The organism is Chroococcidiopsis sp. [FACHB-1243] (genome assembly GCF_014696895.1).
GTDB lineage: Bacteria > Cyanobacteriota > Cyanobacteriia > Cyanobacteriales > Chroococcidiopsidaceae > Chroococcidiopsis.
Map to the genome: position 1 here is coordinate 71,294 of NZ_JACJQX010000030.1, position 25,861 is coordinate 97,154.

21 protein-coding genes are annotated in these 25,861 nt (G+C 44.3%); 14 read left to right on the plus strand and 7 right to left on the minus strand.

Annotation, left to right across the window (positions count from 1 at the left end):
* Window positions 1–185 precede the first annotated feature (185 nt).
* A complete protein-coding gene (gene malQ, locus H6G17_RS21580; protein WP_347276458.1) occupies window positions 186–1,697 on the minus strand; it encodes a 4-alpha-glucanotransferase in 1,512 nt (503 codons plus the stop codon).
* Window positions 1,698–1,907: 210 nt separating this feature from the next.
* Here malQ and H6G17_RS21585 point away from each other — a divergent pair, with 210 nt between their 5' ends.
* The 4 genes from H6G17_RS21585 (at window position 1,908) to H6G17_RS21600 (ending at window position 9,339) form a co-directional block, all read left to right on the plus strand.
* Window positions 1,908–2,588 carry a transposase gene (locus tag H6G17_RS21585; protein ID WP_192160681.1) on the plus strand — a complete coding sequence of 227 codons (681 nt, stop codon included), beginning with the start codon at window positions 1,908–1,910 and terminating at the stop codon, window positions 2,586–2,588.
* Window positions 2,569–2,829 carry a hypothetical protein gene (locus H6G17_RS21590; RefSeq protein ID WP_192160682.1) on the plus strand — a complete coding sequence of 87 codons (261 nt, stop codon included), beginning with the start codon at window positions 2,569–2,571 and terminating at the stop codon, window positions 2,827–2,829. Before H6G17_RS21585 ends, H6G17_RS21590 begins: the two co-directional genes overlap by 20 nt.
* Window positions 2,830–3,154: 325 nt before the next feature.
* Window positions 3,155–6,595 (plus strand): maltose alpha-D-glucosyltransferase, encoded by a 3,441-nt coding sequence (treS, locus tag H6G17_RS21595; RefSeq protein ID WP_192160683.1) that lies wholly within the window; start codon window positions 3,155–3,157, stop codon window positions 6,593–6,595.
* Window positions 6,596–6,945: 350 nt separating this feature from the next.
* The gene (locus tag H6G17_RS21600; RefSeq protein WP_192160684.1) at window positions 6,946–9,339 is read left to right on the plus strand and encodes a hypothetical protein; all 2,394 of its coding nucleotides are present in this window, start codon (window positions 6,946–6,948) and stop codon (window positions 9,337–9,339) included.
* Window positions 9,340–9,347: 8 nt separating this feature from the next.
* Here H6G17_RS21600 and fetB read toward each other — a convergent pair whose 3' ends face one another.
* Window positions 9,348–10,124 carry an iron export ABC transporter permease subunit FetB gene (gene fetB / locus H6G17_RS21605; protein WP_106168751.1) on the minus strand — a complete coding sequence of 259 codons (777 nt, stop codon included), beginning with the start codon at window positions 10,122–10,124 and terminating at the stop codon, window positions 9,348–9,350.
* A gap of 61 nt (window positions 10,125–10,185) precedes the next feature.
* Here fetB and H6G17_RS21610 point away from each other — a divergent pair, with 61 nt between their 5' ends.
* Window positions 10,186–11,349: a DegT/DnrJ/EryC1/StrS family aminotransferase gene (locus tag H6G17_RS21610; RefSeq protein WP_192160685.1), complete on the plus strand. Its 1,164-nt coding sequence runs from the start codon at window positions 10,186–10,188 to the stop codon at window positions 11,347–11,349.
* Between the two features lie 198 nt (window positions 11,350–11,547).
* Here the strand turns inward: H6G17_RS21610 and H6G17_RS21615 are convergent, their stop codons facing one another.
* Window positions 11,548–12,303 carry a DUF561 domain-containing protein gene (locus H6G17_RS21615; protein ID WP_192160686.1) on the minus strand — a complete coding sequence of 252 codons (756 nt, stop codon included), beginning with the start codon at window positions 12,301–12,303 and terminating at the stop codon, window positions 11,548–11,550.
* A 159-nt stretch (window positions 12,304–12,462) separates the two neighbouring features.
* Window positions 12,463–12,759, minus strand: a complete 297-nt coding sequence (locus tag H6G17_RS21620) for a hypothetical protein (protein WP_039716012.1) — start codon at window positions 12,757–12,759, stop codon at window positions 12,463–12,465.
* Window positions 12,760–13,047: 288 nt separating this feature from the next.
* Between H6G17_RS21620 and H6G17_RS21625 the strand changes: the two genes are divergently transcribed.
* From H6G17_RS21625 to lepB, 7 genes are all read left to right on the plus strand, one after another.
* Window positions 13,048–14,199 (plus strand): tetratricopeptide repeat protein, encoded by a 1,152-nt coding sequence (locus H6G17_RS21625; protein ID WP_242038528.1) that lies wholly within the window; start codon window positions 13,048–13,050, stop codon window positions 14,197–14,199.
* A gap of 408 nt (window positions 14,200–14,607) precedes the next feature.
* Entirely contained in the window at window positions 14,608–15,930 is a 1,323-nt protein-coding gene (locus H6G17_RS21630; RefSeq protein ID WP_192160687.1) for a hypothetical protein, read from the plus strand.
* Window positions 15,931–16,260: 330 nt separating this feature from the next.
* A complete protein-coding gene (locus H6G17_RS21635; RefSeq protein ID WP_192160688.1) occupies window positions 16,261–16,785 on the plus strand; it encodes a prepilin-type N-terminal cleavage/methylation domain-containing protein in 525 nt (174 codons plus the stop codon).
* Complete coding sequence (locus H6G17_RS21640) at window positions 16,763–17,344, plus strand: prepilin-type N-terminal cleavage/methylation domain-containing protein (RefSeq protein WP_192160689.1); 582 nt, start codon at window positions 16,763–16,765, stop codon at window positions 17,342–17,344. Before H6G17_RS21635 ends, H6G17_RS21640 begins: the two co-directional genes overlap by 23 nt.
* Window positions 17,345–17,355: 11 nt before the next feature.
* Window positions 17,356–18,408, plus strand: a complete 1,053-nt coding sequence (locus H6G17_RS21645) for a prepilin-type N-terminal cleavage/methylation domain-containing protein (protein WP_192160690.1) — start codon at window positions 17,356–17,358, stop codon at window positions 18,406–18,408.
* Window positions 18,409–18,665: 257 nt separating this feature from the next.
* On the plus strand, window positions 18,666–19,520 hold the full coding sequence (locus tag H6G17_RS21650) for a DUF3598 family protein (protein ID WP_192160691.1): 855 nt from the start codon (window positions 18,666–18,668) through the stop codon (window positions 19,518–19,520).
* 249 nt (window positions 19,521–19,769) lie between these two features.
* Window positions 19,770–20,345 carry a signal peptidase I gene (gene lepB, locus H6G17_RS21655; protein WP_242038529.1) on the plus strand — a complete coding sequence of 192 codons (576 nt, stop codon included), beginning with the start codon at window positions 19,770–19,772 and terminating at the stop codon, window positions 20,343–20,345.
* 95 nt (window positions 20,346–20,440) lie between these two features.
* Here lepB and H6G17_RS21660 read toward each other — a convergent pair whose 3' ends face one another.
* Window positions 20,441–22,051, minus strand: a complete 1,611-nt coding sequence (locus H6G17_RS21660; protein WP_192160693.1) for an iron uptake porin — start codon at window positions 22,049–22,051, stop codon at window positions 20,441–20,443.
* Window positions 22,052–22,239: 188 nt separating this feature from the next.
* On the opposite strand from H6G17_RS21660, the gene H6G17_RS21665 reads away from it, so the two are divergent.
* Window positions 22,240–23,547 carry a DUF58 domain-containing protein gene (locus H6G17_RS21665; protein WP_192160702.1) on the plus strand — a complete coding sequence of 436 codons (1,308 nt, stop codon included), beginning with the start codon at window positions 22,240–22,242 and terminating at the stop codon, window positions 23,545–23,547.
* Window positions 23,548–23,579: 32 nt separating this feature from the next.
* Here the strand turns inward: H6G17_RS21665 and H6G17_RS21670 are convergent, their stop codons facing one another.
* Entirely contained in the window at window positions 23,580–24,476 is an 897-nt protein-coding gene (locus H6G17_RS21670; RefSeq protein WP_192160694.1) for a LysR family transcriptional regulator, read from the minus strand.
* 196 nt (window positions 24,477–24,672) lie between these two features.
* On the opposite strand from H6G17_RS21670, the gene H6G17_RS21675 reads away from it, so the two are divergent.
* Complete coding sequence (locus H6G17_RS21675; protein WP_192160695.1) at window positions 24,673–25,539, plus strand: NAD(P)-dependent oxidoreductase; 867 nt, start codon at window positions 24,673–24,675, stop codon at window positions 25,537–25,539.
* 24 nt (window positions 25,540–25,563) lie between these two features.
* Here H6G17_RS21675 and H6G17_RS21680 read toward each other — a convergent pair whose 3' ends face one another.
* Entirely contained in the window at window positions 25,564–25,761 is a 198-nt protein-coding gene (locus tag H6G17_RS21680; RefSeq protein WP_192160696.1) for a hypothetical protein, read from the minus strand.
* Window positions 25,762–25,861 lie beyond the last annotated feature (100 nt).

Below are 25,861 nucleotides of genomic sequence, written 5' to 3' on the forward strand. Positions count from 1 at the left end.
CTCTCTCAACACAGTACCGATTCCGAATTAGCTTGACTATCTATCCTAAGCAGGAATCAATTGTCAGCGATCGGTTACTAGTGGCTAGTGGCTGGTGACTAGAATTGCTCTCTTGTCTCCCTTGTCCCCCAACTCCCGACTCCTGTACGGGCGGGTTTCCAAACCCGCCCGTACCGACTTCCTAATTAGCGGCTATAAATTTGTGTCATTTCCAACAGGCGATCGCGTAGTTGAGGTGTTAGCATTTCAGAACTTTCGTAACGCCAGCGCCAGTTGCCTGCATTGACACTGGGATCGTTCATGCGGGCGCGATCGTCTAAGCCTAAAATGTCTTGTAGAGGTAGAATGGCTAAGTCTGCAACTGAGGCTAATGCCAGTTGGATGAATTCCCAATTAATTTCTGTTATTTCTGCCGCAGATTCGTCACCCAAATATTTCGCGACAAATTGCTTTTCTTTGTCGCTAGCTTTGTTCCACCAACCGATCGCCGTATCGTTGTCGTGAGTACCGGGATAAACGACGCTGTTATGGACATAATTGTGGGGTAAATAGGCATTGCTTGAGTCGTCTCCAAAGGCAAATTGCAGAATTCTCATGCCTGGAAATTGAAAGCGATCGCGCAATTCTTCGACTTCTGAGGTAATAATGCCTAAATCTTCTGCCATAATTGGCAAACTTCCCAAAGCGTTACCTAAAGTTTCAAAAAATTCTACTCCTGGGGCTTTAATCCACTCACCATTAATTGCAGTCTCTTCGCCTGCTGGGACTTGCCAGTATGCTTCAAAACCGCGAAAATGATCGACGCGGACGATATCCACATATTCTAAGGTAGCTTGAAAGCGTTGAATCCACCAAGCAAAGTTTGTTTGTTGCAATTTATCCCAGTTATAGACAGGATTTCCCCATAATTGTCCCGTAGCACTGAAATAATCTGGGGGAACGCCAGCGATATATGTAGGTTCAAAAGTCTGGGGATCTAATTTAAATATTTCTGGACTCGACCAGACATCAGAACTGTTGTGACAAACATAAATTGAAATATCGCCGACAATTTGAATATTTTTGTCGTTGGCGTATTTTCGTAGTTGTTTCCACTGCTCGAAAAATTTGAATTGAACGAAATTATGATAAGCGATACTATCTTTTAAAGAATCTCTTGCTGCTTGCAACGCATCTGGCTCTCGACGCGCGATCGCTCGTTCCCAATTATTCCAGCTTTTCCCTTCGTTGGCTTCTAATAATGACATAAAAAGTACGTAGTCATCGAGCCAGTAAGATTGAGATTGACAAAATTGTGCGTATTCGGGGTTTTGATGAGTATTAGCTTGTTGAAAGTTTTCAAAAGCGATTTTAAGAAATTTAGTTTTATGCGGAATGACGCGATCGAAATTAATTCGATTCAAATCCACATTTTCTAATGGACTTAGTTCTTCTTTCTTCAACAATCCTTCTTCTACTAGCGTATCGAGACTAATTAATAATGGATTGCCAGCAAAAGTGCTGAAATTCATGATATATGGAGAATGCTCGTATCCCGTGGGTCCCAAAGGCAAAACTTGCCACAATTTTTGTCCGCTACTGGCGAGAAAATCGATAAATTCGTAAGCCGATTTTCCTAAATCGCCAATTCCATCTGGGCTGGGAAGACAGGTAGGATGCAATAAAACGCCGCTAGCACGTTGAAATGTCATAAGGATATTTGAGGTGAACCAGGATAGAAGATATCGCGTTATTGTCGGTTTTTCATGCTGCTAGGGGTAGAAAATGAAGTAGGAACGGGTTTTGACTAAAAATCTACCGATCTAATCGAAAGTTTATCTGCTACACCCGTCTTTACGGGGTGCGATCGCAAATAACACAAACAATTGGGGAATTCTAATAAGTGTAGAAATTAAGCTTCTTCCCTTGTGACATACGATCCGATAAAACACAATCGTCATTCAATTCGGTTGCAGAATTATGATTATTCCGCTTCTGGCGCTTACTTTATCACTATATGTACCTATCAAAGAGATTGTCTATTTGGAGAAATTACTGATGGAGTGATGCAAATAAATCAACTGGGGAAAGTGGCGCGATCGCACTGGATGAATTTGAATAAACATCATTTAAACCTCGATCTAGATGCATTTGTAATCATGCCAAATCATTTGCACGGAATTTTAATTCTATCTGGCGATCGCTATGGTAGGGCGGGTTTTGACCGAGAACTTTCTGTTACAACCGAAATTCTATCTGGCGATCGCTATGGTAGGGCGGGTTTTGACCGAGAATCTTCTGCCACTACCGAAATCTTATCTGCTAAACCCGTCCCTACGGGGATATCTGGAATGCAATCTGCTTTTGCACATCAACAAAATTCTAAATGTCATGCCGTACCTGACATTATTCGCGGATTCAAAACGTTCTCTGCCCGTGAGATTAATCGAATTCGACGGATATCAAAAGTTCCAGTCTGGCAGCGCAACTATTACGAACATATTATCCGCAACGAAGAATCATTAGAGCGAATTCGCGACTACATCGATCGCAATCCCATGTCATGGTATCTAGATAAACTGCACCCAGATGACCCCAGCAGACCGTAAGGGCGGGTTTAGCCAACAAGATCGCAACCGACCATCTTCAGCCAAAACCTGCCCCATCACGCCATCCCAGGGACAGATTCTGATTCACAATTCGTCCCGACACGCGATCGCCACCCGCGTCAAACACCATCCCAAGGATTGTAGGGGCGGGTTTAGCAAATATGTCAACAACCGCAACCGAAAATTTTCAGCCAAAACCCGCCCTGCCCGACGTGCGATCGCAATAACAGGGCGGGTTTGATAAATAGATGGTCGGTTGTGGTAACGAATTTACGGTAAAAACCCGCCCCTACAGAAATTTTGGTGGGGTTAGGGCGGGTTTGATAAATAGATGGTCGGTTATGGTCGTGAATTCTCGGTAAAAACCCGCCCTAACAGGAATTTCATCGGTCGTTGGGCGGGTTTGGCAAATTGATTTTTGGTTGTGGTAACAAATTCGCAGGCAAAACCCGCCCCTACAAGAAACCCGTCCCTATACCTAAATTTCCCTCTCTAGGTGCTTGTGGAAATCGCGCTAGACTCAATAACTTGAAACAGTGGTTTTTGGGAATACAACTAGCGAGAACATGCAGTACGTATTAAAAGATGACCCCCTTTGGTTCAAAGATGCCATTATCTACGAAGTGCCTGTACGCGCCTTTGCCGATAGTAATAGTGATGGGATCGGTGATTTCCGGGGGCTGACGGAAAAACTCGATTACCTCCAAGACTTAGGCGTTACCGCAGTTTGGATACTACCATTCTTTCCCTCACCACTCAGAGATGATGGCTACGATATTGCCGATTATAAGAATGTTAATTCAATTTACGGTAATTTAGACGATTTTCGCGAATTTTTGAAAGCCGCCCACCAACGGGGCATTCGCGTCATTATAGAATTGATCGTCAACCATACTTCCGACCAACACCCTTGGTTTCAAAGAGCGAGACGTGCGCCTAAAGACAGTCCAGAACGAGATTTTTATGTTTGGAGTGACACGCCGGAGAAATACCAAGAAGCGCGGATTATCTTCCAAGATTTTGAAACTTCTAATTGGGCTTGGGACCCAGTAGCTAAAGCTTACTACTGGCATCGTTTTTACTCCCACCAGCCCGATATTAACTACGATAATCCAGCCGTGCGGGAAGCGGTATTTGACGTGCTAGATTTTTGGCTGGGTATGGGTGTTGATGGGCTGCGGATGGATGCCGTACCTTATCTCTACGAACGGCAGGGAACGAACTGCGAAAATTTAGATGAAACTCATGTTTTCTTGAAACAACTCCGCCAGCAGGTAGATGCTAAGTTCCCCAATCGAATGCTGCTAGCCGAGGCAAATCAATGGCCTGAAGATGCAGCAGAATATTACGGGAATGGAGATGAGTGTCACATGAACTTCCATTTTCCGCTAATGCCGCGCTTGTTCATGTCGCTGCGGATGGAAGATAGCTTCCCCATTTTTGATATTTTGCAACAAACGCCAACAATTCCCGATAACTGTCAGTGGGCGTTGTTTTTGCGCAATCACGACGAACTCACGCTAGAAATGGTAACGGATGAAGACCGCGATTACATGTATCGAGTCTACGCCCGCGATCCAGCAATGCGGTTGAATTTGGGAATTCGTCGCCGTCTTGCACCCCTACTAGGAAACGATCGCCGTCAAATTGAATTACTTAACAGCCTGTTACTCTCCCTTCCTGGCACTCCCGTACTCTACTACGGCGATGAGATCGGCATGGGAGATAACGTATATATAGGCGATCGCAATGGCGTGCGGACACCGATGCAGTGGAGTTCCGATCGCAATGCTGGTTTCAGCCGCGCTAATCCGCAAAAGTTATACTCGCCTGTGATTATTGATTCAGAATATCACTACGCCGCCATCAACGTTGAAGCACAACGGGCTAATACCAATTCTCTCTGGTATTGGATGAAACGCTTAATCGCCACCCGCAAGCGTTTCCAAGCCTTCGGACGCGGTAGTTTTGAATTATTGCACCCAGATAACCGCAAAGTGCTTACCTTTACGCGCACTTATCAAGGCGAACATATTCTAGTGGTGGCAAATCTGTCTCGCTTCGTGCAAACAGTGGAACTGGATTTATCAGCTTTTAAAGGCACGACTCCAGTAGAAATTTTTGGTCGCACGGAGTTTCCAGCAATTGGCGATACTCCCTACTTCTTTAGCATCAGCCCTTATGCCTTTTATTGGTTGAGTCTAGTTGCCAAGCCGAGCGAAATTCAGCCTGCTAGACCCCAAGCAGAGTTACCGACATTGGTTGTCAATAGCAAATGGCAAAATATCTTTGCCCAGCGGGATTTAAGAGTCAGACTAGAAGCTATACTGCCAGAATATCTGTCTACGTGTTCTTGGTTCAATCCGAAAACTCGAATAATTCAAGCCGTACAAATCGCCGAAGTTGTTGCCATCCCCTACAAAAATACCGAAGCCAGAGCCGTTTGGTTGCAGGTAGATTACGTGCAGGGCGATCCAGAAACTTACTTGATGCTGCTGGCTTATGCCGAGGGAGAACAAGCCACACAGACTTTAACAGATAACCGCAGTGCGATCGTTGCTAATTTGTTGGTGCAAGGGAAAGATAAATTCGGCGTATTATTTGAAGCAACCGCAGATAAAAGTTTTCTTGCCTCGTTGATTGAGGCGATCGCCTATCAGCGGCAGTATAAAGGTATGGCAGGGGAACTAATGGCAAGTGCTACCGATCTCTATCCCCAAGCCAGTAGTAACGGTAAAAAAGCCCTAGAACCGACAGTATTAAAGCAAGAACAGGGCAAGACTTTTATTGTCTACGAGGGATTGGGTGCTAACGGTGCTAACCCCAACAATCATCTCGTACTCAAACTCTTCCGCCAGCAAGAAGAAGGAATTAACCCAGATCTCGAAATTCGCCGCTTTTTGGGCGAGAAAAAACGCTTGCAACACTTTGCCCCATTAGTAGGAGCGATCGAATATCACCGTCCGTCAACAACACCAATCACGGTAGGGATATTGCAAGAATACATCCGCGATACCCGCAGTGGTTGGGAATATACCCTCGATAGCCTGCGAGACTATTTTGAGTTAGTGACAACACAACATGCAGAAATGACTGAGATCCCCATACCTGGGGGAAATCTGATCGATATGGGGAGTCGGGAGTCGGGAGTCGGGAGTCAGGAGTCGGTAGGGGCGATTGGCAGTGCGCCTGTACTGGGGACTCAGGAAGAAGAGTTCGAGCCATTTTCTTTGGCTAATCGAACCATCGGTTCGTATCTAGACAGCGCTCAAATTTTGGGGCAATCGACAGCAGAACTGCACATCGCCCTTGCTGCTGATGGCGACAATTCTGGATTTACTCCAGAACCATTCTCGACATTTTACCAACGTTCCATTTACCAACAAGCCCGCAATCTCGCGGGACAAGTCCTTATCGTTCTCAGACAACGTTTAAAAACGCTGACACCGCACGCCCAAGAATTAGCTCAAGATGTCCTGAATCGCCAAGAGCAAATCATGGAGCGCTTTGGGCTGATCCTCAACCAAAAAATTACCGCTATGCGGACTCGCTGTCATGGCGATTATCATTTGGGACAAGTACTCTATACGGGTAAAGACTTCATCATCTCCGATTTTGAAGGAGAGTCGGGACGCAGTTTAAGCGATCGCCGCATTAAACGCTCTCCTTTGCGCGATATTGCTAACATGTTGCAGTCTTTCCATTACGCTGCTAACGTTGGGCTGCGCAACGAAATCGAAAGCGGAATGCTTCGTACGGAAAATTTACCCGTTATGCAGCAATGGGCGCAGTTTTGGTCTACCTGCGTCGGTGCGGCTTTCCTCAATTCATATCTGGCGATCGCTTCTCAAGACTCTTTCTTACCCAAAACCAAGACTGAGTTACAAGTTCTGCTGGATGCCTACCTCTTAGAAAAAGCAATCCACGGCTTGGGCTACGATCTTGATTCTCGTAATGACTGGGTGGAGATCACCTTGGGGCGGATTTTGCAGCTGTTGGATACTTAAGGTTTTTTCTAGCAATTCCTGTAGTAGGGGCGCACAGCTGTGCGCCCCTACTACTAGTTGCTGAATTATCCGCTCGATTTCCATTGGTGCGTCTCTACTACAAGTAAAAATTGATAAAACTTGATATTAATTTTTTAAAGAAAGACGCTTCACGCAGCTTTTGATAGATTTTTAATGTAAAATCATCGCAATCTCAGCCCTACGGTCGTTGCTCGAAGAATAATCTTATCGAGCGATCGCAGTTGATAACAGGAGCGTAAATGCTGCTACGAGTACGGTTAGGTGGCGATCTCTAACATCATACAAATATAAGTATCAAAACAAACAGGCTATAAGAATCTATAAGTTATATGAAACTAGCAAAGTCAGAAGATTTACAAGTTTTAGAGCGAATTCTACACCAACGCTTGCAAACTGAGTTTTCCCAAGTCGATCGCCTGAAAGTCGGTTGCGCGATCGGCGATGACGGTGCTTTAGTGATTTTGAGCCAACACCCACCACAAGTCAATCTCGATACTGATAAAACTTTTACTGCAATTGGGCAGGCTTTACAGTCTCTACGTCCTCAAGCAGTTCAGTCGGTCAGGGTTTATTTGAGAGAGGCGGGACAAAAACAAATTTACGCTCAACACGATATCACTTTAGAACCCGTGGAGGTGGCTCCTGACTCTCAGGTGATGTTAAATGATGCTTCCCCCATTATTTCAGAAACAACTGTATCTCCAGCCGAGACAGAATTATCTCCGCCTGTGGTGCAGCCATTCTCAGGCGATCGCAACATTGTAGATGAAACACCACCTGCACCCCCAATTCCCACAGTAGAAGAGACACCACCAACTAGCCCTGTTGTCATTGAAACACCACCTGCACCCCCAATTCCCATAGTAGAAGAAACACCACCAACTAGCCCTGTTGTCATTGAAACACCACTTGCAGAACAGCCAGTAGCAGCCAGCAGCATCGATTTATCAACTAGCGATCGCACTCCGGCAGCAGCACCAGAATTATCCCCTCCTACAGAAGTAGCAGAACCGCTAACACGACATGAGGCTGAAATTACTGCTGGCGATATAACAACTGAGGATACAACAACTGAGGCGGAGATCGATCCCATATCCTCCCCACAACCATCAAAGCCTCCAGTCGAGGAACCTCAAATCGAGGAGGATTCTTTAGCAGAATCTCCGCCTGTTGTCAATCGAGAAGATGTACCCGTCGAAACGTCAAGTTTAAGCCCAGCAACTTCTTCACCGGAAACGTCTAGCGAAACCTGGCGATCGCTACCTTTCGAGCAACGGTTAGAAACAATCGCTAAGCCTGAACCAGCAACTCAAGCAGAATCAACAGCAGAATCAACAGCAGACTCCAATCCAAACATCAATACAGCTACACTTCCCTACCCTGTCTTACCCTTACAGCGATTGCCGAAAGCAGCCAAGACAAAAATTCCTCGGGCGGCGCTAATTGCTGGAGGTGGAGTCGCGATCGTAGCATTCTTTAGCAGTGCATATGTCTTATCTAGCCCCTGTACGATTGGTAGGTGTCAGCAGTTCGCAACAGCAAAGCAGTTATATCAGGAATCAAATCGAATCGTACAAGGAGCCAAGCAGCGATCGGAATTAATTGATGCTGAAAAACAACTGCAAGATGCAAATAACCTACTCAAACAAATTCCACCTTGGTCGAGCCGCCACCAGGAAGCACAAAATTTTTCCAGCACGATCGCCAATCGAGCCACTAATATAGATCGAGTGCTAGCGGCGTTGGAAGAAGGCGATACAGCAGCAAACAAGCTGAAACAACCCATCCGCTCTTTGGAAGATTGGCGCGCCATCCAAGCTTTGTGGCAAAGAGCGATCGCCTCTTTATCTGCGGTTCCTAAAGATAGCGATCTATATCCCTTAGCACAGAAAAAAACTACTGAGTACCGAGGCAGCTTGCAGGCTGTAGAGCAGAAAATGCAAGCGGAGCAACAAGCATTTCAAAAATTTCCTCAAGCGCAAAGTTCAGCGCAGGCAGCACAACAACAGCAACTGACGGCGCGATCTTTACAAGCTTGGCAAATAGTTCGTACCAATTGGCAAAACGCGGTAGATAATCTTAGCTCAATTCCGCAGTCGAGTACAACTTACCAACAAGCACAGCAACTACTCGCACAATATCGCCCTCAACTTCAAGCAGCTAGCGATCGCGTTGCCAAAGAAACAATATCCACCAAAGCATTTTCCCAAGCAATAAACTCCGCCGAACTTGCCGAACGGCAAGAACAACAGAATCAATTTGCTACAGCTCAAACCAACTGGAGACAGGCTTTAATCTTCGCTCAACAGATTCCCAGTGGGACTCAGTACTACGACCGAGCGCGATCGCTCATTAATACTTATACCGCGAAGCTCGAACAAGCTAACAGCAACCTGCAAGGCGCTAATCTCACCCAAAAAGTTCGCGCCGACCTCGATCGCGCTTGCTCCGGTAGAATTCGGGTATGTAGATACAAGTTAGATAACAAACAAATCTTCGTCCAGTTGACTTCCAGCTACGAACAGGCTGTCGAGAAAACATTTATCAACGCCAGACTTAGGGGTGACTCAAAAGTCCAATCTGATATTGCAACTCAATATCGCACCCTCAAGCAAGTTCTCGAAGGCATTAGCAACACGACTCGTCTACCCCTACAAATTTATGCTTCTGATGGCGGGCAAATGCATTCTTATAAGCCAAAGGAAGTGAGTAGCGAGCAGTGACTTACGATTCACCGAACCAGCTGCGCGGCGGAATTAAAAAACTGACGACATAGCCCTTGGGTAACGAGAATTGCTGTGGCTAAGTTAGTAAAGGCAAGCATGAACATGACTAAAATTTGGTAGGATGCGGCATCGAGGGGACTCACACCGCTGAGAATTTGTCCTGTAATGATGCCTGGAAGGGTAACGATACCGATGACCATCATTTGATTCAGGATCGGAATTAACCCAGCGCGGATGGCATCTTTTCGGTACTGAGCTACAGCTTGTTGGGGTGTCGCACCTAAACTTAAATGAGTCTCAATCTCTAGTTGGCTGGCATTAATTGTACTGACAAGACGCTCTCCCGCGATCGCCGCCCCATTAATCGCATTTCCTAGAATAATTCCCGCCAAAGGAATGATATATTGCGGTTCGTACCACTTCTGCGGTTGAACGATCAGCAGGTTGACATAGCTCAGAGTAAAAGCCGTACTGACAAATATTGAAATCCAGACTAAAGGTAGCAAGCGGGGAATCTTTTTGCCAATCCGGTTGCGAGACACTACAGCCGCAATTGTTAGCATCACCAACACCACTGCTAGCACTGCCCAAGGGTTATCTATCCGAAAAATAATATCTAAAATCGCTCCCACGACGAACAGTTGCAAGATCGTTCTTACCGTCGCGATCGCCAAACTCCACTCTAAGCCCAAACGCTGCCCAGCCGATAGCCCGATTGCGATCGCCATCAGCGCTACAGCCAGAACAAAATCTACTAAATCGAGTCTAATTAGAGTGTCCATCTACCAATTTGCCATTTTCTTGCGATACAACTTCTGATTTGATTAACTAATAGAAAAACTTATGGTTCAAAGCGTGACTCAATCTACTCGCGTTCCTATCTTAAATCTGGCGCAGCAATATACGGATCTGGCAACTGAAATTAATGATGTTGTTTTCAAAGTACTTGCCTCTGGCGGTTATGTAGGTGGGGCAAATGTTGCTAACTTTGAGCAAGAATTTGCCACATATACAAATGTTTCTGAGTGCGTCGCCTGTAATTCCGGTACGGATGCACTGCTGCTAGCATTGCGGGCGTTAGGTGTTGGGGCTGGGGATGAAGTGATTACCACGCCCTTTTCTTTTTTTGCTACGACTGAGACTATTAGTGCTGTCGGTGCAAAGCCAATTTTTGTAGATATTGACGCGCCAACATTTAATCTTGACATGACTCAGGTAGAGTCAGCAATTACAGCTAAAACTAAAGCTATTATTCCGGTTCATTTATACGGACAGCCAGTTGACATGACTGCCCTAATGGCGATTGCTCAAACTCACAAACTTGCTGTGATTGAAGACTGCGCCCAAGCAACAGGAGCATTGTGGGCAGGACAAAAAGTCGGTAGCATCGGTCATGTTGGCTGTTTTAGTTTCTACCCTACAAAGAATTTAGGTGCTTGTGGCGATGGCGGTGCGGTGACGACGAACGATCCAGAAATTGCGGCAAAGATGCGAATGCTACGCAATCACGGGGAGAAAAATCGTTACTATCACGAAGATATTGGATTAAATAGTCGTCTGGACGCTATACAAGCAGCGATTTTGCGAGTCAAGTTACGTTATTTAGATACTTGGAACGAACAACGACGGGCGATCGCTGCTCGCTATCAAGAATATCTCGCTCCAGTTCCAGGTGTTGTCCTTCCCCAGGAATTACCAGGCGGCGAGGGAGTTTGGAACCAATACACAATTCGTTTGCCAGACGTAGGGACACACATCTGTGCGTCCAGTAGCAATTATCGGGATGAGATCCGCCAGCGCCTACAAGAAAAAGGTGTGGGTTCGATGGTTTACTATCCTTTGCCTTTACACTTGCAACCTGTGTATCAAAATTTAGACTACCAACAAGGGCAATTTCCGATCTCGGAACAAACTTGTCATGAAGTCTTATCCCTGCCTATCTTCCCTGAACTTTTTCCTGAAGCACAAGAACAGGTCGTTTATTGCCTGAAGGATTGTTTAACGTAAAGGCGGGTTCACCCAGAATATCTGTGAGAGCAAAGTTTTTTGGTAAACGCGCCCCGTACACGAGTCGAGAATCGTAGGGGCGCACAGCTGTGCGCCCGTACAGGAGTCGGAAAACAATAATCCAAAAGTCCCCCTTGTGTAAGGGGGATTTAGGGGGATCTGCCCACTCGCCCTTGTGTAAGGGGGATTTAGGGGGATCTATCTTTGAGTTCTTAAAACGGGACGGTTAACAGTGGCAAGAGATTCAACCAAACTACGAACGGCTGCAATCATAGCCACTTCGCTATTGAGTTGGTTAATTGCCGAACCTACACCCACACCAGCTGCACCAGATGCGATCGCCATTGGTGCGGTTACGTTAGAAATACCGGAAGCACACAACACTGGTGCGAATACAGCGCGGGAGATTTCGTAGGCGGCGGCGAGGGTAGGTGCAGCTTTCTCAACCAAACCCAACGTACCGGAATGAACGGGACTGCTGCTCGTACCACCTTCGGTTTGGATAATATCAGCTCCAGCTTTTACAAGCTCCTCTGCTAGCTGCACTTGGCGATCGAGTTCTAAAATGTGGGGAACGGTAACGGAAAGGGTAATTTCAGGCAAGAGCGATCGCGTAATTTCTGTTAAGGCGAGGACTTCCTCTGCTTCAAATCTGCGTCCTTGAGCGTAGAAGCTATCGAAGTTACCAATTTCAATTAGATCTGCACCAGCTGCTACACAGGTGACAAATTTTTCTGGGTCAACTGCTGACACACAAATTGGCAAATTTGTCAATTCTTTTACCATCTGTACTAGCTCGACATCAGCAGCAATATCAACAAAAGTAGCACCACCGCGATCGGCTGCGTTGACTGTCGCTGCTACGCTTTGGCGATCGAGGTTATTCAAACCGCTAATAATTTTTAGCGCCCGTCCTTGGGTAAAAGCTTGGTGGAGTAGAGGATGCATGGTCATGATTTCTCTCTTGTGTCCTGTAAAGGAATATTGTGACATTCTCGGAGGTTTGAAGCTAGTATTAGCTCACGCAAAGATGAGGACACTCTCGTCTTGTCTTCCTTGTCTTCCTTGTCCCCCTTGTCCCCCTTGTCTTCCCGATTCTCCACTCCCCCTGAATTACCGCTGGGCGCTCCGAGAAAGAGCAGTTACACGCCGCACATCGGAAAATACTCCTTCCCCATGTAGTTCGTACATTGTCGGCTTCACTTCAACTTTTAGCAAGCGAGATGTATTGACGCAAATCGTTTGTTCTGGCAAATGTAGCAAGCACCAAGGTTTGTCCAGATGTTTCAAAATCCGCTGCTGAATTTCTTGAGGAGTCAGAGCATTATCTTCGTGCAAAACCACATTGAAGGCTTCTATTTGACCGTTAGTGTAGAAAAACGTGATTTGTAGCATATTGTGGTCGTTCATCGCTAGGAATTACCTCTCTGGCTTGGTTTTCAAGTAACTTTTGCCTTAACTCTCCCAAATCCAGCATTCTGTCAAGGCTAGTATTGTATTACCCAAAATTCAGTTGTCAGTTATCAGAGAACAGGGAGCAGAGGAGACTAGGAGCAGAGGGGCAACTACCAACTACCAACTACCAACTACCAATCCCTACACAAATTTCTAGTCTTCTTCTATACAAACTTCACCATTTTGTGATTGAGTCGTGATATCTTGTTGAGCATCTGCAAAATAAAATCATCCTTAGGTTAGATGCCAAGATCTATGAAGTGGAATCTCAGTCTGGAGGCAGAATTTTTTTATCAACAGGGATTGCGTCGCAATAAAGCCGAACAATACGCAGAAGCTCTACTGAGCTTGGATATAGCTGTGGAATACAAGCCAGATTACGCTGATGCTTGGTCGCAGCGGGGTATAGCCTTGGGTAGTTTAAACCGCCATGAAGAGGCGATCGCCAGTTTCGATCGCGCTATTACCCTGCGTCCAGATGCTAGCTGGGTTTGGCACAATCGCGGGATTGCCCTGGGTAAGCTGGGTCGTTATATTGAAGCTCTCAATAGTTTCGATCGCGCTTTAGAATTTAACCCCGATGCGGCGACAATTTGGCACAACCGAGGGATTACTCTGATCGATCTTGGTTGCTACGAAAAAGCTGTTATTAACTTTGAGAAAACAATCCAGCTACGACCAGATGCTTACTGGGCATGGTACAACCGAGGTACGGCACTGGGACATCTCAAGCAATATGCAGCAGCAGTTGATAGCTTCGATCTCGCCCTAGAGTTTCAACCTGACGATCTCTTGACTTGGAATAATCGCGGCATCACTCTCAGCGACTGGGGTGAATATACCAAAGCAGTAGCTAGCTTCGATCGCGCTTTGGCAATCGATCCAGAATATAGCAAGGCTTGGTACAACAAGGGGGTAGCGCTGCGAAAATTAGGAGATTTCACAGCAGCAGTCACCTGTTTCGATCGCACTGTTGAGTTGGAGCCTAATGATTTTTGGGCGTGGTATAACAGGGGACTATCTCTAGCACAAGTTGGTGAAAAAGAAGCAGCGATCGCTAGCTACAAACATGCTCTTAGCATTCAACCCCAAGATATGGCAGTTTGGTACGATTGTGGTTTGGCTTTGTATGAATTGTGCCGTTACCAAGAAGCGATCGCCATTTACACCAAAGCTTTAGAAGTCCAGCCTCATACACCTATATTTTGGTACAATATTGCCTGCTGTTATGCTTTGCAATCGCAAGCCGAACAAGCAGTTATTAGCTTACAACAGGCAATTCAAATCAGTCCAGATAAGTATCGTACTCTTGCCAAGAATAGCTCGGTCTTTCATACCATTTCTCAAGACGAAAGATTTCAAAATTTGATCTCTGAGTCGCGTGTAGATGTATAATATCAGAGTATTTTTACTTTAAAATTTCTGTCAGTCATATAAATTTTCTTAGCCAGCAACAACTGGCTATTTTTTGTTACATATAGCGATTCTAATATGATGAGATACATTCGTGGGGACGTACAGTGTTGCCTCTCTATAGAATTGTATGCGCTTTATAATTTCGCTAAAACTTTCAGAATTTTTCTCAGTAAGACTACACAAACGTATTTATGAAATCTTTAGCATAATTACCGCGATCGTGCGGCAATAAATTACTGTACTTCAGGGCAAACTAGATCTTAAGTTCAATGCAAACTAGGAAAAACCTTGTCGTTACAAACCTTTCTAATTAAACTTTTAGTACTAAAACGATCTCAAGATCGAGGGTTTACTATAGTTCTTGCTCTTAGTATGGGTTTGATCGTGATGGCAATTGCGACTACCCTAATTTTCCGTGCTTCTCGTAACGAAGCGATCGCATCTACCCGCACTCATACTGGCGATAGTTTAGCTGTTGCTGAAGGAGGTATTGCTAGAATTCTAGCTCTCATGACTAAACCAGAAAACGCAGTTTTACTAACTCGAAATTACGATCCAATCGACCCAAAAACGGGAAAAAATTATCTAGGAGCTGACGGCATTCCTAAAACGAGCGACGATACTACAATTGCTATTAATGAATGGATAACTCCGATTACTTTTCCTTGTCTACCGTCAGTATCTCCTAATGTAACCGCACTGACTGGTTCTAACAGTATTGGTAACGGTCAATTTCATTTGTTGGCATATCGTTACGATAGTTTAAAGCAAACAGGAACTTTCTTAATATCGGGTCAGAACGATAATTCTATCGCTTATCTTGCAGTCACAGTCGCAATTAATGTAACAATTCAAAAGTTTCCTGGCGCTATTAGCACTCATACTACTTTCGATCCCGATCGCATTGAAATAAAAGTACGCAAAATTGTAGGTAAGAATGCTAATATTTACTTCGATCCTGTTACTGCTTTCGATAATTCTAATCTGAATGGATATGCCATAAAAGGTGGTGCAAATAGATCTCAATATCTCGCTGCTATCGGTTCGGTATCAGATACCACAGATACTAGTATTGATGGCACAATTTTCGCTTGTAAGCTGCAACTTAACTTTCCCTTCACTGCGCAAGGTACGGATTTAGGAGACATCACAGATCCCAGGTTTTCATTGCTGTCGCTTCCACTTACTGGTACTAGCGGACAAATTACTCATTATCAAACTAATAAAATTGATATTACTGACAAAGTAATTAATGTTGATACAACTGCTGGTCCAGTTTATCTTTATATAAAAGGTTCGTATTTAGATAAAGAGGGATTTCATCTGCGAGGAAATTCTAAAATTCGTAATATTCGCACTGATGGACAACTGCCCAGAGTTGGAGATTTACGAATTATTATTTTATACAGTGGTTCGGGAACGCCGCAGTCTGCCTATCTTTACAACACTGCTTGTATTCAAAATGCTTTTCTTTACAATCGGGATGCGGATTTCAAATTAGAAACTTCAGGCGACGGTTGTGAGAGTCCTGGGAATAGTAATTTTGATGGAGTTGTGTGGGCTGAAGATCTTCAAAACACTAATACTAGTAATACTGGTATTAGTGTACCAGATGACGTTCTCAGTTTGTCAGACTTAGCTAATAGCTTTAACCTATATACTATTAATAAAATTGGCTCGCTCCAAAAGTGGCAGCGATATAAGTTGTAGAGTTATAAGGTTTAATTTTTTTAGTACTTTGCGATCGCCTCAAATTCAATTCTTCAGCTCACCGTAGTTTTACTGAAAATTCAGCACATAATATTTAGTAGAATCACCGTAGAATTACCGTAATAAGCCAGTACAACCCAGGGCAAACTAGACTTAATTTTTAGTTTGTCTAACAGAAAAAATATTCTTTGTATTTCACCAAAACAGGATTTCTATGAAGAAAATTGCTTTTTATATATAGTTAATGCAATAGCTCATTAGTAATCGCATTATACTATTAAATGAATTAGCCATAATCTAATTTACAAAACATTAAAAATAACGCGATCGATGCATCTACAGAAATCGGCAACACAAGATGAAGGATTTACTCTTTTTGAGGTATTAATATCTATAGTTATAGTTAGTGTATTTCTTGCTATAGCAATGCAAGCGCTTTTATTTACGATTGTTTTTAAAGTACGCGCCGAACAACGTCACGAAGCAATCACTTGGATTCAGAAGGATTTAGAATTCGTTAAGAATCAAGCTAAAGAATACGAAATTAATACTTTTCCTTATTCCGATAGATGTAACGCCACTACTTCTGCTGACGGCTTTGCTGCGGGATTACTACATAGTATACTTGGCACTCCAATGTTACCACATCCATCAGCACCACCTACCACAACATCTGTTTCTAAAACTTTAGCAGGAAAGAGTTTCACTCTAACTCGAACTGCTATTTACGATACTCCTACTTATTCTTACAAATTACTTCAGCTAACTTATAATGTCACGCCAACAGATAGTAGTTCTCCGATCGCAACGCTTTCAACTGAGGTAATTTCTGATGCGTCGCTTAAGTGTCCGTAGAAATAATCAAAATAAAGGCTTTTCTTTAATAGAAATATTAATAATAGTTGTCATTATTGGTATTCTAGCCGCGATCGCAGTTCCTAGCTTTGCTGGTTCTTTGGATCGCGTCAAATTGAATCAAGCAGTCGTTGAAGTCAGAGGAATTTTGCAAGAAGCCCAAAGACAAGCTATTCGTAAAAGTCAACCTTGCGATGTCATGTTGATGTTATCAACTACACCAGTACAAATTACTGCGAATTGTGGTGTTACGGGCGATCGCAATTTATCAAAGGGAGTTCAACTAATAACAAATATTAGTCAAATAATGGGTAATCCCATCAAAATTACTTTTGGCATTTTAGGCACAGCAGAATTTACAGTTATCACTTCTATAAACCCTCCTCCTCCAGTCGATCCGAGTGGAAAACTGATCTTTTCTGTTGCCCACAACTCCATTCACAATAAAAAATGTCTGGCTATATCTAATACTTTAGGATTGACAAGAGCTGGTGACTACACAGGTGATTCTACCACGGCAAATCACATTACCGATGACGGGATTTGTACTGCATCCTAATTAAAAGTTCTATGAAAAAATATTTTGCTCGAATCTACCGTCGATTTCATACTTCTCATTCTTCTAGAGGATTCACACTCGTAGAAGTATTAATTGCAGTCTTAATTAGTACAATAGTAATTATAATTGCTGGATTTGCTTTAGTCACAATTACATCTTTTGATAATAAAGCGGAAGCCAGAACCGAAAGGCAAATCGATCTCAATCGTGCTTTCGATTTCATGACTCATGAAATTAGAATGGCAAGTAGAATAAATCGGCTTGAAACTGAAGTCGCAGATAACTCCACTACAACTCTGGAAAAAATTGTAGAAGACGCTGAGATTAAAACAAAGTTAGGTAGTTATGGCACAATTGCTTTATATCTAGAAATTCCTATTACTAATATTCCTCCTTCTTGTCCTACCCCAACTGCTTCTTACACAGTTCCTGCTGATTATCAAACAGGGTATGACAAAGTAGTTTACGATATTCGCCCTACAACTGGAAGTTGGCTGAGTCCGAGAATAATCGCGCGTTACGGACGCATACCCAACACGGATGGTTCAATCGATCCTTGCAAAAACCCTGTTGCTAGCGATATTTTAGTTGACTCAATTTCTGACACGGTTGCGGATACAAGTCTTATTCCTGCTTGCAGCTTACCTGCCATTCGTTTCGGTGCTGGAGGCTTTTATGTTTGCGTCAACGGCAGCTTAGTCGATCTTTTCTTATGCGGTAAAGTTTGCGATTCTGAAAATTTACCTGTTATAGGTAGAGCGTTTTCTCGCCTCAGCAGCTACAGTACCGAACTCGCACCCGTGCTATCCGGTAGCAAGTCAGGAACAACCGAGATGAATTTGACTTGGACTTGGAGTGGTACGGGTAATCCGACTTACAAAGTCTATCGCACCGTGGATGGGGTAGCTACAGAGGTTTATAGTGGCTCTGTCTCTAGCTTAGATAGCAGCAGTCTGACTCCCAGCCTTCGTCCTACTTCTAGTAAACAGAACTGCTACACAGTTAGAGCAACTATCGGTTCGTATACTAGTGCGCCAAGCAATGCAAGGTGTGAAGATTTCTAAGATACCAGGCAAACAGAATGCCAGGTAATTTAGTTATTTAGAATCGATAGCAAGCCTGCGTGGAGAAATTGCTTGAGCAAGCACTATGCGACGGACTGAATTTGCCATAAAATTATCCTTTAATAAACTAGTTATTGCTCGCTGATAACTGGTCACTGATAACTGCCAGAGCGGGTTTATTAGACGACTTCGTTTCTGACAGAAATTTCGGGTGAACCCCGCCCCCTAAATTGGTCACTGATAACTGGTCACTGTTTATGCGATCGCAATGGCAATGTTTGCTCCAAAATTTGGGTGAATGGCAGGGTTCGTTTACTCGATTCTCACCCCAAGCAGAGTTAATCGAAGATACGCCTACAGTCGTATCTTTAGCTGGATTAAACGATAATAAAACCATCCGTCAAATTGTCCGTTTCTTACCATCCAATCGTCCCGCTGAGGAAAAAGTATTTGAATACAGTTCTCTGGGTAAGGGGGTACTGTTTTTTGAAAATGGTGCGTTTTCTCAAGGTTCGATTCAATTTAGTCCGTTTGCAGAATTTGGCGCAGAACTTGGTTTAATTCATGGCGATCGCCGCTTGCGCTTAGTGCAACTTTTTACACCGAACGGAAAGTTAGATAAAATTACGTTGATTCGCGAATATCTTGCTGGTACGACAACTCCAGAACGTCCGCCGCTACAGGTTGATGACTTAGTAGGTAAGTGGCAAGGGGAAGCAGTCACAATTTATCCCGACTGGCGATCGCCCGATACTTATTCTACACAACTGCAAATTGAGCGCCTTGGTAGCGATCGCCTCGCACAACAGTTGACTATTTACTCTACGCCAGAAAACCCTTACCAAATTAGTTCCACGAGCAAAATTGCCGGATCGTTACTCTACTTTGAGGGGAATTCTCAAACCAATCCTCAAATGAGTCCCCAGATTAATCAAGTTATGCTACTACCAGATGGCGCTTCTGCTACCTGTCCTCAACAAGTGCAGTTAAGACAAGCCTTTTTTCTCGAAGTGGGTTGGCTAGTACAGCCAAATCTACGACAAAGGCTGATAAGACGTTACAACGACAAGGGTGAATGGACTAGCCTGACTTTGGTTACTGAAAGGAAGTGAGTGGTAATTGGTAGTTGGTAGTTGGTTAAAAGGCGAGAGGCGAGAGGCGAGAGGCAAGAGGCGAGTGGTAAATTCCAAATTCCCTAGCTTGCTTCCCCGAAGGGGTATTCCGAATTCCGAATTCTCCCTAATAACTGATGTGCGTAAATTTACTGAAAAATTCATTGATATCTATCTGATTATAGTAGCGATCGCTTAGTGTTTATGGTAGAAATACGTAATGTATCTGTTAAAATAATTACTAAATTTATGCCCGTACAAAGCTTTCGAGTCAGTAAATCGCAAAATCCTTGGGCTGAGGGTTCTAAGTTACTGGGAATAACATTGCTAATTGGATTTGGCATTCGGATCACTGCGGAGCAGTGTTACTTAATCCCTTCTACTTCCATGAAGCCTACTTTACAGATTGACGATCGCCTCTTCGTTGATAAAATTAGCTACCACATCGGCAATCCTCAGCGAGGAGATATCATCGTGTTTACCCCTCCAGAAGCAGTGATTCAGGAAGAACATTCTCGCGATGCATATGTGAAGCGAGTTATTGGACTGCCAGGAGAGAAAGTAGAAGTGAATAATGGGATCGTATATATCAACGATCGCCCTTTAACAGAACATTACATTGCCGAGCCACCGGAATACATTTTAGCAGCAGCGATCGTGCCACCCAATTCTTATCTTGTGTTGGGAGATAATCGCAATCGCAGCTATGACAGCCATGCTTGGGGTTTTATCAGTCGCGATCGCATTATTGGTAAGGCAGCAGTGCGTTTTTGGCCTCCCTACCGTGTAGGTAGTTTGTACGCTGAAACCGCCAGCAGTAACTAGATAATTAGGTAAAGCCTACTTTCAGTTCAGCGCATAGAAAATTCCCCCAAATCTCAATCGAGAAATGAGGGGAATTTACAACCACTAACTAACAACTAAAACTCAAACGTTGTCCTCAACGTACCGACAACAATATCGCTATTGTCGCTATCGTGACCTGGAGCAGTCAGCCAAATTACGCCAGGTGCAACCGAGATATTATCAGTCAGTTGATATCGATAGGAAGCTTCAACGTGCAACCCAGTGTCGGGATCTCTTCTTCTTTCTACACCGTCGCCATCAGCAACAGTAAAACCACTCGTACCCGTTAGTTTAGGTTCCACCGCCACAATAATATTGAGTAGGTTTCCTTCCTTGCCCAAATCGGGAAAACTGAGAGACAGAGCATAGTTCCACACGTCAGCATCACCCAATCCAAGCACGATCGCCTTACTCAATCCTGCCCATCCACCAATTCTAATTCCAGGGGTGATGTCAAACTGTGCTTCTACACCGTAGTGATTGCCCACTACCGATCGCGTGCTGCCATCAGCATCGGTGACTTCTACTAGCGATCTGATACTACCTTGTTCTGTCGTGTTTAAGGCTTCGTCATACGTATGAAGATAGGCAAAAGCAACCTTAAATCTGTCAGTTCCGTATTCTAATCGCCCGAGAAAGCTGTTGCTACCGTTAAATAAACCGTTACCAGGGGCAGGATCTTCAGCATTACCAGCTTGATAGCCAAGTCCCAGTTTCAAAGCTTCAGTTATCGAGAATTCTGTAATTATCCCTGCATTCTGTCCCCCTGCATTATAGATGGGGTTGAAGCTGAGATTACCGATTGCACCTACATTCGTATCGGTAATCAGGTTATCGACAATATCAAAAACGTCGTCGTATTCTCCAGAGTTAGCTAGTAGCCAAACTTTTAGATTATCGCCAACTTGAAAACTGTAGTTGAGGTTATCTATAACAACATCGTTATCAGTACCCGTAGCATATGCTATCTGTCCTTCATTTGTAATGTTGCCTACATAGTCAAAGGCACTAAAATTACCTGCTTGCAAGCGAACTTGCAGTTGATCTGTACCAGTAAAACTAGACAGGAAATTGAACCGCATTCTCGTTTGTAGGACTGTGTTGTCCTCCACGTCATCGCCAAAAGTATCGCTAGCCGCCATAATGACTTGAGCGCTCAATTTGGTTGTGGTGGAAAATTGATTCGCTTCTAGTTCGGCGGTGGTTGCTTCTAAAGCATCGACTCGACCGCGCAAAGTTGCAAGTTCCGTACCGAACTCCTCTTGCAACCGTTGTAAAGTTGCCAAGTCTTCTTTGTTGACCATATCGGCAGAAGCGGTAGCAATCAGTTCGTTGACTCGATCTAAACAAGCGTTTAACCCTGCGGCAAATTCATAACGAGTTAAAGCGCGATTACCGCGATAAGTTCCATCAGGGTATCCCGCAATGCAACCATACCGTTCTACCAAAGATTGCAATGCCTGAAATGCCCAATCTGTAGGCTGCACGTCTGATAATTGGGAAACTGAAGTCACTTGAGCTAGCTGTGGCGATCGCTCTTTTGTCGTTAATGTCTCAACGCTGGTTGTTGAAGTCACGGGAGTCACTGAACTTATATCTCCCGCGATCGCTGAGTTCAAATATAAAGAATTGGCAGCAATAAACGCTAGAGAAACGAATAATGAATCTCTAAAAAGTCGTTTCATTAGTCTATACCTCACACCTTTTTAGATATTTACCGAAATGGCAAAGAAAAAAAGTTACCTGGATTACGATCTCTTACTAAAGTTAAAAGTTAAAAGTTAAAAGTTAAGATTTTCCGACTCCCGATTCCCGACTCCCGACTCCCGCAAAAATGAGAGTAAATTGGTATGATGCCTTTATCTATTTCCCTATGATTCCTACCAGAAGAGTTTATTTGTTGCTGTTATTGGGAATAGCAATCGCACCCCTATTAGCCACAATTTGGAACGTACCGCGCAGTATCCTGGTGATGCTGCTGTTTGATGCTGTTATCTTAGGGCTGACGATCGCCGATAGCCTAATAGTACGCCGTCATCGCGTCCAAATTGAGCGATCGCTACCTCCCAGACTTTCCATCGGACGGGATAATCAAGTTGTTTTGACAGTGCGATCGCTGAAAAAATCAGCTCAAATTCAAATTTGCGATTATTCCCCGATGCAGTTTGCCGTTTCTGCAACTACGCTGACTGCTTCTGTTGAACCTCATAGCACGACAGAATTAACTTATACAATTCACCCTAACCAACGGGGAGAATTTGGCTGGGGAGATCTGCAAGTGAGACAATTGGGTGCTTGGGGATTAGGTTGGGATAACTGGAAAATCGCTCAAAGTCAGAAAGTCAAGGTTTATCCTGACTTAGTAGGGTTGCGATCGCTCTCCATTCGTCTGACGCTACAATCGGCTGGTTCAATCCGCAAGCTGCGCCAACGGGGAATCGGAACGGAATTTGCCGAACTTAAAGATTATGGTACAGGTGACGATTTGCGGTTGATTGACTGGAAAGCTACGGCACGTCGTAACCGTCCTTTGGTGCGAGTTTTGGAGCCAGAACACGAACAAACTCTGATTATTCTATTGGATAGAGGACGCTTGATGACAGCTCAAGTATCGGGTTTAAAGCGATTTGACTGGGGTTTAAACGCAACTTTGGCTTTAGCACTAGCGGGAATTCATCGCGGCGATCGCGTGGGTGTGGGAATATTTGATAAACAAATCCATACTTGGATACCACCAGAACAAGGACAAAATCAATTAAACCAACTGATCGATCGCCTGACACCAATTCAACCCGTATTACTCGAATCTGACTATATTGGTGCTGTCACGAGTATTATCAAACAACAAGCTCGCAGAGCCTTGGTAGTATTAATTACAGACATTGTTGATATAACCGCTTCTGCCGAATTATTAGCCGCATTAGGAAGACTGACACCCCGTTATTTACCTTTTTGCGTTACGCTACGCGATTGGCAAGTGGATCGGTTAGCTCATACTTCTACAGATGAAGTGAATCAGACTTATGCCCGTGCTGTGGCTTTGGATTTATTATCTCAGCGTCAAGTTGCCTTTGCTGGTTTGAAACAAAAAGGGGTTTTAGTATTAGATGCACCAGCCGATTTGATTTCCGAACAGTTGGTAGAGCGGTATTTGCAGCTTAAGGCAAGGAATCAGTTGTAGTTGGTAGTTGGTAATTGGTCGGGGTAAGGTAGCTAGCTTGACATCTGTTTTTTGAGAAAGTCGATGAAGACTCGCACTTTGAGCGGAACGTAAGCGCGGGAAGGATAGATCAGCCAAGCTGCGGTGTTGAAATCTGTTGCTGTCACTTGATAATCTAGAAACACGTTGACAAGCTTGCCATTATTTAAATCTTCGTCAATTAACCAGTGGGGCAGCAATGCCAAACCCATTCCAGCGATCGCGCACTGCTGAAGTGCGATCGCGCTAGAGATGACAACGCGCCCACGCACGGGAATTTCGCTCTTGTCCCCATTTTTATCCATGAATATCCATCTCGATCTGAAGCCAGCCAACGGGAAGAGAAGACAATTGTGTTGCTCTACATCACTCAGTTTTTGTGGTTGACCGCATCGTTTGAGATAATCTGGGCTAGCGCAGACCGAATAGCGGGTACGCATCAGTTGTTGGGCAATTAAAGTAGAATCTGCGAGTGGTCCGAGACGAACTGCAACGTCAATTCTTTCAGCTAACAAATCGACGATCGCATCTGTGAGTAATAGATCGACCGTAAGATCTGGGTACATCGTGCCGAAACTACTCAATAGCGGGACGATGCACTTGAGTCCGAACGAAACAGAAGCTGTCACCCGCAGCGTTCCTTTTGGTTGTCCAGAAACATCTGTTGCTATATCTGTCGCCTGCTGCATCTCCTCAACTAATGGCTCGATGCGCTCAAAATAAGCAATGCCAGCCTCAGTTGGAGACAGTTGGCGTGTCGTTCTCTGAAGTAACCTAATTCCAAGTTCTTCCTCTAAACTGGCGATCGCACGTGAAACGGAAGATGGATCGATATTGCGATCGCGTGCTACAGCGGCAAAACTACCCTGTCTCATCACTTCCACAAAAATTTGTAGTACAGAGATGTCCATTCCTTAGCTCGGGCTTTTGCACCAATATACCTCAATTCATGCAGAATCTACACGAGAATCATTCGTAAATGAGTGTTTACTGCTGTTTTTACAACAACTAAAGTAGAGTCATCGCTAAAGACAGCAATACCTACAAATTCACTGCTAGCAAATAGCAGGCAGCTACACCAATCAAACATTTCATAGGAGGTAGAGTATGAGCCGGATTGCAGTTTTAGGAATTGGCGCAATGGGATCTCGCGTCGCACAGAACCTACTCAAGGCAAACCATCAGGTTGTTGTTTACAATCGCACGGCAGAAAAAGCAATGCCTTTGGTGAACCAAGGAGCCATTTACGCTGCAACACCACGAGAAGCCGCCGAGCAAGCCGATATCGTTATTAGTATGGTTGCCGATAATGATGTGTCACGCGCAGTTTGGTGCGACTCCGCAACAGGTGCGGTGCTGGGACTGAGGAAAGATGCGATCGCGATTGAGTCTAGCACCTTAACCGTTGATTGGACGACAGAATTAGCAAAGGAAATTACCAGCCGTGGAGTAGCCTTTCTCGATGCTCCCGTCGTTGGCTCTCGTCCGCAAGCTGATGCTGGAAAGTTGATCTACTTAGTTGGAGGCGAGACAGAAACCTTAGCACAAGTCCAAAATATCTTGTTGTCCGCAGGTGCTGCAACGATTCATCACGTTGGTTCTGCTGGTCAAGGCATGGCAATGAAACTTGCTGTCAATGCATTGTTTGGCATTCAAGTGGCAGCACTAGCAGAGGTTGTGGGCATATTGACCAAGAACGGGGTAACAAGCGCCAAAGCAATTGAATGTCTGGGTGAGTTACCCGTCATCAGTCCAGCTGCTAAAGTGGCAGGAAGTTTGATGCTGGCACAAAACCACGCACCGCTGTTTCCAATTGAGCTAGTAGAAAAGGATTTTCGCTATGTCATTCAGACAGCGCAAGCAGTTGAAGCGTCAATTCCAGCATCTACAGCCGTTCGAGATATCTATCAAACAGCGATCGCCAATGGGTATGGCAGCGACAATATTACAGGTGTGGCTCAACTATTCATTTAATTGTTTCAGCCAAATTGTTATCTTCTAATCTCGCGGCAATAATTGCCGCAATTCTTGTGGTAAAGAGCGATCGCAAAAACGCTCGATTGCTCTACTATGGCGTTGATATAAAACACCCAAATAGATAATAGATATTCCTAAAATAGTTAGCGCAAATGGAAATAGTAGAGCATCCTTAAAAACAGTGTAGGCAAGGTGACTCAGATATCCAAACACACCCATAGTGGGACTTTAAAGTTTTCTATGCCCAAATGAAGCCAGATTTAGCTCTATGAGCGGCAAATACATCGAAATGAGTCATCAGCCATCGCACCAGACGAAA